The organism is Pseudomonas sp. SDO55104_S430, from assembly GCF_054070595.1.
Window position 1 is genome coordinate 1 of the sequence record NZ_JBSVXG010000258.1, and the last position, 7,393, is coordinate 7,393.

Annotated in this window: 7 protein-coding genes and 2 riboswitches; of the genes, 3 read left to right on the plus strand and 4 right to left on the minus strand. The window is 63.3% G+C overall.

Going from position 1 to position 7,393, the window contains the following annotated elements:
- The first annotated feature begins 151 nt into the window (after positions 1–151).
- Complete coding sequence (gene nfuA / locus ACW9JE_RS26765) at positions 152–736, plus strand: Fe-S biogenesis protein NfuA (RefSeq protein WP_457434465.1); 585 nt, start codon at positions 152–154, stop codon at positions 734–736.
- A 151-nt stretch (positions 737–887) separates the two neighbouring features.
- Here the strand turns inward: nfuA and cobM are convergent, their stop codons facing one another.
- From cobM to ACW9JE_RS26785, 4 genes are all read right to left on the minus strand, one after another.
- A complete protein-coding gene (gene cobM / locus ACW9JE_RS26770) occupies positions 888–1,634 on the minus strand; it encodes a precorrin-4 C(11)-methyltransferase (protein ID WP_457434466.1) in 747 nt (248 codons plus the stop codon).
- A 94-nt stretch (positions 1,635–1,728) separates the two neighbouring features.
- Positions 1,729–2,142 (minus strand): cobalamin biosynthesis protein, encoded by a 414-nt coding sequence (locus ACW9JE_RS26775; protein ID WP_457434467.1) that lies wholly within the window; start codon positions 2,140–2,142, stop codon positions 1,729–1,731.
- Positions 2,139–2,849, minus strand: a complete 711-nt coding sequence (locus ACW9JE_RS26780; protein ID WP_457434468.1) for a CbtA family protein — start codon at positions 2,847–2,849, stop codon at positions 2,139–2,141. The genes ACW9JE_RS26775 and ACW9JE_RS26780 overlap by 4 nt, the downstream gene beginning before the upstream one ends.
- A gap of 11 nt (positions 2,850–2,860) precedes the next feature.
- On the minus strand, positions 2,861–3,055 hold the full coding sequence (locus ACW9JE_RS26785; protein WP_175378495.1) for a CbtB domain-containing protein: 195 nt from the start codon (positions 3,053–3,055) through the stop codon (positions 2,861–2,863).
- Positions 3,056–3,176: 121 nt separating this feature from the next.
- A riboswitch (cobalamin riboswitch) is annotated at positions 3,177–3,402 on the minus strand.
- 179 nt (positions 3,403–3,581) lie between these two features.
- A riboswitch (cobalamin riboswitch) is annotated at positions 3,582–3,795 on the plus strand.
- A gap of 99 nt (positions 3,796–3,894) precedes the next feature.
- On the opposite strand from ACW9JE_RS26785, the gene cobW reads away from it, so the two are divergent.
- Together cobW and cobN are read left to right on the plus strand one after the other, a co-directional pair.
- On the plus strand, positions 3,895–4,956 hold the full coding sequence (cobW, locus tag ACW9JE_RS26790) for a cobalamin biosynthesis protein CobW (RefSeq protein ID WP_457434469.1): 1,062 nt from the start codon (positions 3,895–3,897) through the stop codon (positions 4,954–4,956).
- Between the two features lie 3 nt (positions 4,957–4,959).
- Positions 4,960–7,393, plus strand: a 2,434-nt coding sequence (gene cobN, locus ACW9JE_RS26795; protein ID WP_457434470.1) for a cobaltochelatase subunit CobN, incomplete at its 3' end; no start/stop codon positions are given.

Genomic DNA, 7,393 nt, shown 5'->3' on the forward strand with positions numbered 1-7,393 from the left:
TCAACCCGGATGTGGCTGACACACCTTCGCGAGCAAGCTTCGCTCCTACAGAGGGTGCGGCGATCATCAGAATCTTTCCCGACAAAAATACTGGGACTTTGTCCGGCGCGATGATTGGCGTAAACTGCGCCCAAGCCTGCGAGGAGTTTCCATGACCGCTATTACCATCACCGACGCCGCCCACGATTATCTGGCTGATCTGCTCTCCAAGCAGAACACCCCGGGTATTGGCATCCGCGTCTTCATCACCCAGCCTGGCACCCAGTACGCCGAAACCTGCATTGCCTACTGCAAGCCGGGCGAAGAAAAACCTGAAGATACGGCGCTGGGGCTCAAAAGCTTCACCGCCTACATCGACGGCTTCAGTGAAGCGTTCCTCGACGACGCCGTCGTCGACTACGCCACCGACCGCATGGGCGGCCAGCTGACCATCAAGGCGCCAAACGCCAAGGTGCCGATGGTCAACGCCGACAGCCCGGTCAACGAGCGCATCAACTACTACCTGCAGACCGAGATCAACCCGGGTCTGGCCAGCCACGGCGGTCAGGTCAGCCTGATCGATGTGGTCGAGGACGGCATCGCCGTTCTGCAGTTCGGCGGCGGCTGCCAGGGCTGCGGCCAGGCCGACGTGACCTTGAAGGAAGGCATCGAGCGCACCCTGCTCGAGCGCATTCCGGAGCTCAAGGGCGTTCGTGACGTGACCGACCACACGCAGAAAGAAAACGCCTACTACTAAGGTGTTCGCTGCGAAAAGAAAAAACGGCGCCCCGTGAGCGCCGTTTTTTTATGGGCTGAGTTCAAGGGCCCCTTCGCGAGCAAGCCCGCTCCCACATTGGGCCTGTGTTCACAAATCAACTGTGGGAGCGGGCTTGCTCGCGAAGACGGACTTATGGGCGATACAGGTGCGAATGCCCGGCACGGTACAGCGACGACTCACTGAACTGATCACTACCCAACACCCGTCCCACCAGTATCAACGCCGTACGCCGAAACCCCTTCTCGGCAACCTTCCCGGCAATATCACCAATCGTCCCCACCACCCAATCCTGATCCGGCCAGGTCGCGCGGTGAATCACGGCGATCGGACAATCCGCGCCGTAATGCGGCAACAGCTCGGCGAGAATTTTCTCCAGATGATTGACCCCAAGGTGAATCGCCATGGTCGCCCCATGCTGGGCCAAACTCCCCAATTCTTCACCCGCAGGCATCGCGGTCCTATCGGCATAACGGGTCAGGATCACGCTCTGGGAGATGTCCGGTAACGTCAGTTCCGCGCCCAACAATGCTGCGCAGGCGGCAGTCGCCGTCACTCCGGGAATGATTTCGAACGGGATGCCAAGCTCACGCAAATGGCGAATCTGCTCGCCGATGGCGCCATACAGGCTCGGATCGCCGGAATGCACGCGGGCCACGTCCTGGCCGTTGGCGTGGGCGGTCTTGATCAGTTCGATGATCTGTTCCAGGTGCAATTCAGCGCTGTTGACCACCTGTTCGGCACTGTGTCCTTCCAGCACGGCGGTGGGCACCAGGGACCCTGCGTAGATGATGACCGGGCAGCTGCGGATCAGGCGCTGGCCCTTGACGGTGATCAGTTCCGGGTCGCCGGGGCCGGCGCCGATGAAGTAGACGGTCATCGTCGGTTCCTATTGAAAGAGAGCCTGTAAAAAGAGGCGCGCAACGCTTCAGATGAAGATTGCTCATGATCGAAGGCGGGGATTATCGGGGATTTCAGGCCGCGCCGGCCAATGCCAGAGTTGCCTGGGCATATTTTTGTCGGCGGATCAGCAGTTTCACCGGCGCATTCGCCAATTGCTCGGCCAGGGCCAGGGCCGCGCTTTCCGCCACGCCGTAACAGCCGGTGCGTTCGAAGGCGATCTGCGAATGGTGGCTGAGCAGCGGTTCATAGGGCGTCAATTGCTCGCTGCTGAAGAACGCCATTGGCAGGCCCAGCTGCGCGGCCAGTTCGATCAGTGCCGGTTCTTCGCGCTTGAGGTCGATGCTGGCCAGGCCTTTGACCTGTTGCAACGGGATCTGGTGAGCCTGTAGCGCCTGATCGAGCAAGGCCCGCAGCGTGCTGACGGGGCAGCCGCGCTGGCAACCCAGGCCGACCACCAGGGTCGGCGCTGCGTTGGTATCGGTCATGCGTGGTATTGACCGTCGCTTTTGCGGCGGAACAGCCAGGCGCTGATCAGGCCCAGGGCCAGCCAGAACGCGACGTTGGTCAGCTGCGAAGCGATTTTGAACTGGGCTTCCAGCGCTTCCGGCGCGAGCATCGAATGCACTTCCGGTTGCGGAGCGCCGATCACGTGGGGAACGGCAATGATCGCCGCGCCCAGTACTTTCAGCAGCCAGTGGCGACCGAAAGCGATCAGGGCGATGCCCGCGGCGGTAGAGGCGGCGGTGCCGATCCACCACAGTTGGCGCTGCGCCAGATCCGCGGCAGCGGTACCCGGCAATTCAGGCGGCAGGCCGAGGGTCGGCGCCAGCACGAAGGTGGCGTAACCGGCCAGACCCCAGAGCAGGCCCTGGGAGGTTTTGGTCGGTGCGCGCAGGGTGTATAGACCGGCCAGCATCAGGGCGAAGCCGACGGCCACCACCAGATTGCCGCCGGTGGTCGACAGCACGCGCTGCCAGCCGTCTTCCGGCTCCCAGGCTTCGGCATCGTGGGTGTGCGCAGCAACGGCGCCTTCGTGGGTGTGTTCGTGGACTTCAACCGCGGCAGGTTCGGATTTTTCGTAGGTCTCGGCCTGCAGAATCAGCGGCGAGACCCAGAAGCTTTGCAAGAGGGTCAGCAGCAGGGCGGCCAGCAGGCCGGTGAAACCTGCGGTCTGGGCAATACGCTTGATCATGTCGGCAGGTCTCAATGGCACGGGAACGCGGCGCTGTGGCGGGTGTCGTGGGCAGCGTTGTGCACCGCTTCGATGTGCGAGAAGCCGGCGAAGTAGACCAGGCAGGCACCCAGGATCGACGCGCAGAAGGCGGCGGTCAGGCGTTGGGTCAGGGTCGTGGTGCTGCTGGCGGATTGGCTGTGGCCGGTGCTGCTGATGATCGACATGGCGTTTCCCTCTGGTCTGTCAGCGGGCAATCAAAAGCGCATGCAGAGGCCCCGCACGACCGAGCGCGCAGGGATTCGAACAGCGCCCGCCCACCGCGGGTTTGTCATTCAGTTGAAGTCTGATTACTTCGTGTTGCGGGCCGGTCTCCGGGCTCGCGAGGGGTAGAAGCCTGTGGCTGATACCGAAAAGCATCACCTTCCCATGCCATATCGGCACAGTGGATCTGACGCTTCGCTCGCTTACCGTTGCGGGGGCAGCACCGGACTGACGTGGCTTTGAGTAAAGCACACGATTCACCGGTTTCCCGTTTCACCCTGTGAAGGGCACCCGTAACAAGTTGTGTAGGAGAGCATGGGCGGGGGTGGGGCGTCAATTGGCAAGCGTTCTCACCTGTGGATCGGGATGCATCTGTTCGCGGGCAAGCCCCGCTCCTACGGGGTGGCGGTGTTCTTTGTAGGAGCGAGGCTTGCCCGCGAAGGCGTCGTAGCGGTCACCACAAGACATTGACCGTCCCCAATACGATGCGTAGCCTTGCGCTTTCGAGGTTCTTCGGCATGTTTGCCGAAGCTAAGAAGGGAACGCGGTCGATGCCGCGGCTGCCCCCGCAACTGTGAACGGTGATGTTCGCTGCCACGCCACTGCACGCTCAGTTCCTGAGCCCGCGGGAAGGCGCAGCCAACGCCAGTCGACCGACCGGCACACCGTCAGCCAGGAGACCTGCCTCGATACAGATTCTCACTACAACCGGGCGGGGTGATCCGGTGGCGAACGCTTGCGGCGCGCGTGCGCGTGGCCGCTCCTCGTCCCGTATGCCCGCCACCTTGCCAAAGGGCATCCGATGAAAACACTGGCCAAACTCCCCGTCACCATCGTTACCGGCTTTTTGGGCTCGGGCAAAACCACCTTGCTGCGCCACATGCTGGACAACGCCCAGGGTCGCCGTATCGCGGTGATCGTCAACGAGTTCGGCGAGTTGGGCATCGACGGCGAAATCCTCAAGCAGTGCTCCATCGGCTGCACCGAAGAAGAGGCCAGCGGCCGCGTCTATGAGCTGGCCAACGGCTGCCTGTGCTGCACCGTCCAGGAAGAGTTCTTCCCGGTGATGCGCGAATTGGTGGCCCGTCGCGGCGATCTTGATCACATCCTCATCGAAACCTCGGGCCTGGCGCTGCCAAAACCCCTCGTCCAGGCCTTCCAGTGGCCGGAAATCCGCAGCGCCTGCACCGTCGACGCGGTGATCACCGTGGTCGACAGCCCGGCCGTCGCCGCCGGCACCTTTGCCGCGTTCCCCGATCAGGTCGATGCCCAGCGCAAACTCGATCCGAACCTGGACCACGAGTCGCCGCTGCACGAACTGTTCGCCGACCAGCTGTCGAGCGCTGATCTGGTGATCCTCAACAAGGCCGACCTGATTAACCCTGAAGACCTGGCCCGCGTGCGCCTGGAGGTGGCCGAAGAACTGCCGCCGGCGGTGAAAGTCATCGAAGCCAGCAACGGTCGTCTGCCGCTGGACGTGCTGATCGGCCTGGGTGCCGGCTCCGAAGAGCACATCGACGGCCGTCACAGTCATCACGACCATCACCACGAAGGCGAGGTCGATCACGACCACGATGCCTTCGATTCGATTTCCATCGAGCTGCCGCAAGCCGACGAAAGCCTGCTGCTGGACGCCCTGACTCAACTGGTGGTCAAGCACGGCATCCTGCGGGTCAAGGGCTTCGCGGCGATTCCGAACAAGCCTATGCGCCTGCTGATCCAGGGCGTGGGCACCCGCTTCGACAAACACTTCGACCGCAAGTGGAATGCCGAAGAAGCGCGCATCACCCGTCTGGTGCTGATCGGCCAGGAGCTGGACGCCGCCGCCCTCGAAGCGCAATTGCGCGCCGCGCTCAGCGTGTAAGCCATGCACCTGCTCAGGACCCAGCCCGGCGGTTTCGTGTCGGATGACAACATCGCCGACCTTGGACAAACCCCCGCCGAGCTGGTGATCCTGTGCAGCGGCGACTCCAGCCTTGCGCTGCTCGCCGAAGCCGCGCAGCAGCTGCCCGAGGATTACCCCAGCGTGCGCCTGGCCAACCCGATGCAGGTGCAGAACCACGCCTCGGTCGACCTGTATGTCGATGAAGTGCTGCGTCACGCCAAGGTGATTCTGATTTCGCTGCACGGCGGCATCGCCTATTGGCGCTACGGTGTCGAGCGGCTGGTGGAGCTGTCGCAACGGGGCGTGCAATTGATTCTGGTGCCGGGTGATGATCGCCCGGACCCGGAACTCAGCGACCTGAGCACAGTAGTAGCCGAAGATCGCGACCGGCTCTGGCATTTTCTCCGTCAGGGCGGCATGGCCAATGCGCTGAACCTGTTTCGTTGTCTGGCCAATCGCTGGCTGGGCCGCGATTATCCTTGGGTCGAGCCACAAACCCTGCCGCGCACGGCGATCTACCACCCATCAAAAAGCACCGCGACATTAAAGGATTGGCAGGCCGACTGGCAGGCCGACCGGCCTGTGGCGGCGGTGCTGTTCTACCGCTCGCATTTGCAGGCGGCGAACACCGCTTTCATTGATGTTTTCTGCCAGCGCTTGCAGGCGGCGGGGCTTAACCCGTTGCCGATTGCGCTGGCCAGTTTGAAAGAGCCCGGCTGCCTGTCGGCGGTCGAGGACTGGCTGGATGAAGTCGAGGCGGGGGTGATCCTGAACACCACCGGCTTCGCCCAATCCAGCCCCGAAGCGCCGCACTTGCGCCCGTTTCGCCGCAATATTCCGGTGATCCAGGCGATCTGCGCCCAGGACAACGAACCGGGCTGGCGCGCCAGTGAGCAGGGCCTCGGCCCGCGGGATCTGGCGATGCACATCGCGCTGCCGGAACTGGACGGGCGGATCATCAGCCGGCCGATCAGCTTCAAGGATCTGGCCTGGCGCAGCGAGCGCAGTCAGTCCGACGTGGTCTGCTACCAGCCCGCAGCCGAACGCATGGACTTCGTCGCCGAACTGGCGCGGCGTTGGATTGATCTGGCGCGCCTGCCCAATGCCGAGAAACGCGTGGCGCTGATCCTCGCCAACTACCCGACCCGCGATGGCCGTATCGGTAATGGCGTGGGGCTCGACACCCCGGCGGCGGCGCTGAATATCCTGCGGGCGCTGCAGCGGGAAGGTTATCCGCTGCCGGCCGAATTGCCCGACAGCGGCACCGCGCTGATCCAGCAGTTGCTCGGGGGCGTGAGCAACGACCTCGACAGCCTCGATCAGCGTCCGTGCCAGCAAAGCCTAGCCATGGACGATTACCTGCGGATGTTCAACGCATTGCCCGAAACCAATCGCGCCGCCGTGCTGGAGCGTTGGGGCGCACCGGACAGCGATCCGATGTGCCGGGGCGGACGGATGATGATCGCCGGCCTGTGTTTCGGCCTGACCTTCGTCGGTATCCAGCCGGCCCGGGGTTATCAGGTTGACCCGAGTGCGGTGTATCACGACCCGGACCTGGTGCCGCCCCACGGCTACCTGGCGTTTTACTTCTGGCTGCGCAACACCTATGGCGCCCACGGCGTGATCCACGTCGGCAAGCACGGCAACCTGGAGTGGCTGCCGGGCAAGGGTGTCGGGCTGTCCGAAAGCTGCTGGCCGGACGCGCTGCTCGGGCCGCTGCCGAACATCTATCCGTTCATCGTCAACGATCCGGGGGAGGGCGCCCAGGCCAAGAGGCGCACCCAGGCGGTGATCATCGACCACCTGATGCCGCCGCTGACCCGCGCCGAAACCTACGGCCCGCTGCGTAACCTGGAGTTGCTGGCCGACGAATACTACGAAGCACAACTGCTCGACCCACGCCGCGCCCGGGAATTGCAGCGCGACATTCTGCAACTGGTGCGCGACACCCACATCGACCGCGAACTGCAACTGGACGAGCAGCTGGACAGTGATGCCGATGCGGCGATCTGGCTGCCACGGCTCGACACCTATCTGTGCGATTTGAAAGAGTCGCAGATCCGCGATGGGTTGCATGTGTTTGGCGAGTCGCCGGTGGGGCGGTTGCGTATCGATACGTTGCTGGCGTTGTTGCGCATTCCGCGAGGGGATGGGCGCGGGGCGCAGTCGAGTCTGTTGCGGGCGTTGGCCAGGGCGTTCGAGTTGGGGTTCGATCCGCTGGATTGTGGGTTGGCTGATCCGTGGAACGGTCCACGACCGGATGAATTGTTGTCGATCAGTGACGAGCCGTGGCGCACCACGGGTGATACCCGAGAGCGCCTTGAATTGTTCGCCGCACAGCTGATCGTTCAAACACTGAATGCCTCCTGTGGGAGCGGGCTTGCTCGCGAAAGCGGAGTGTCAGCCGACAATGATT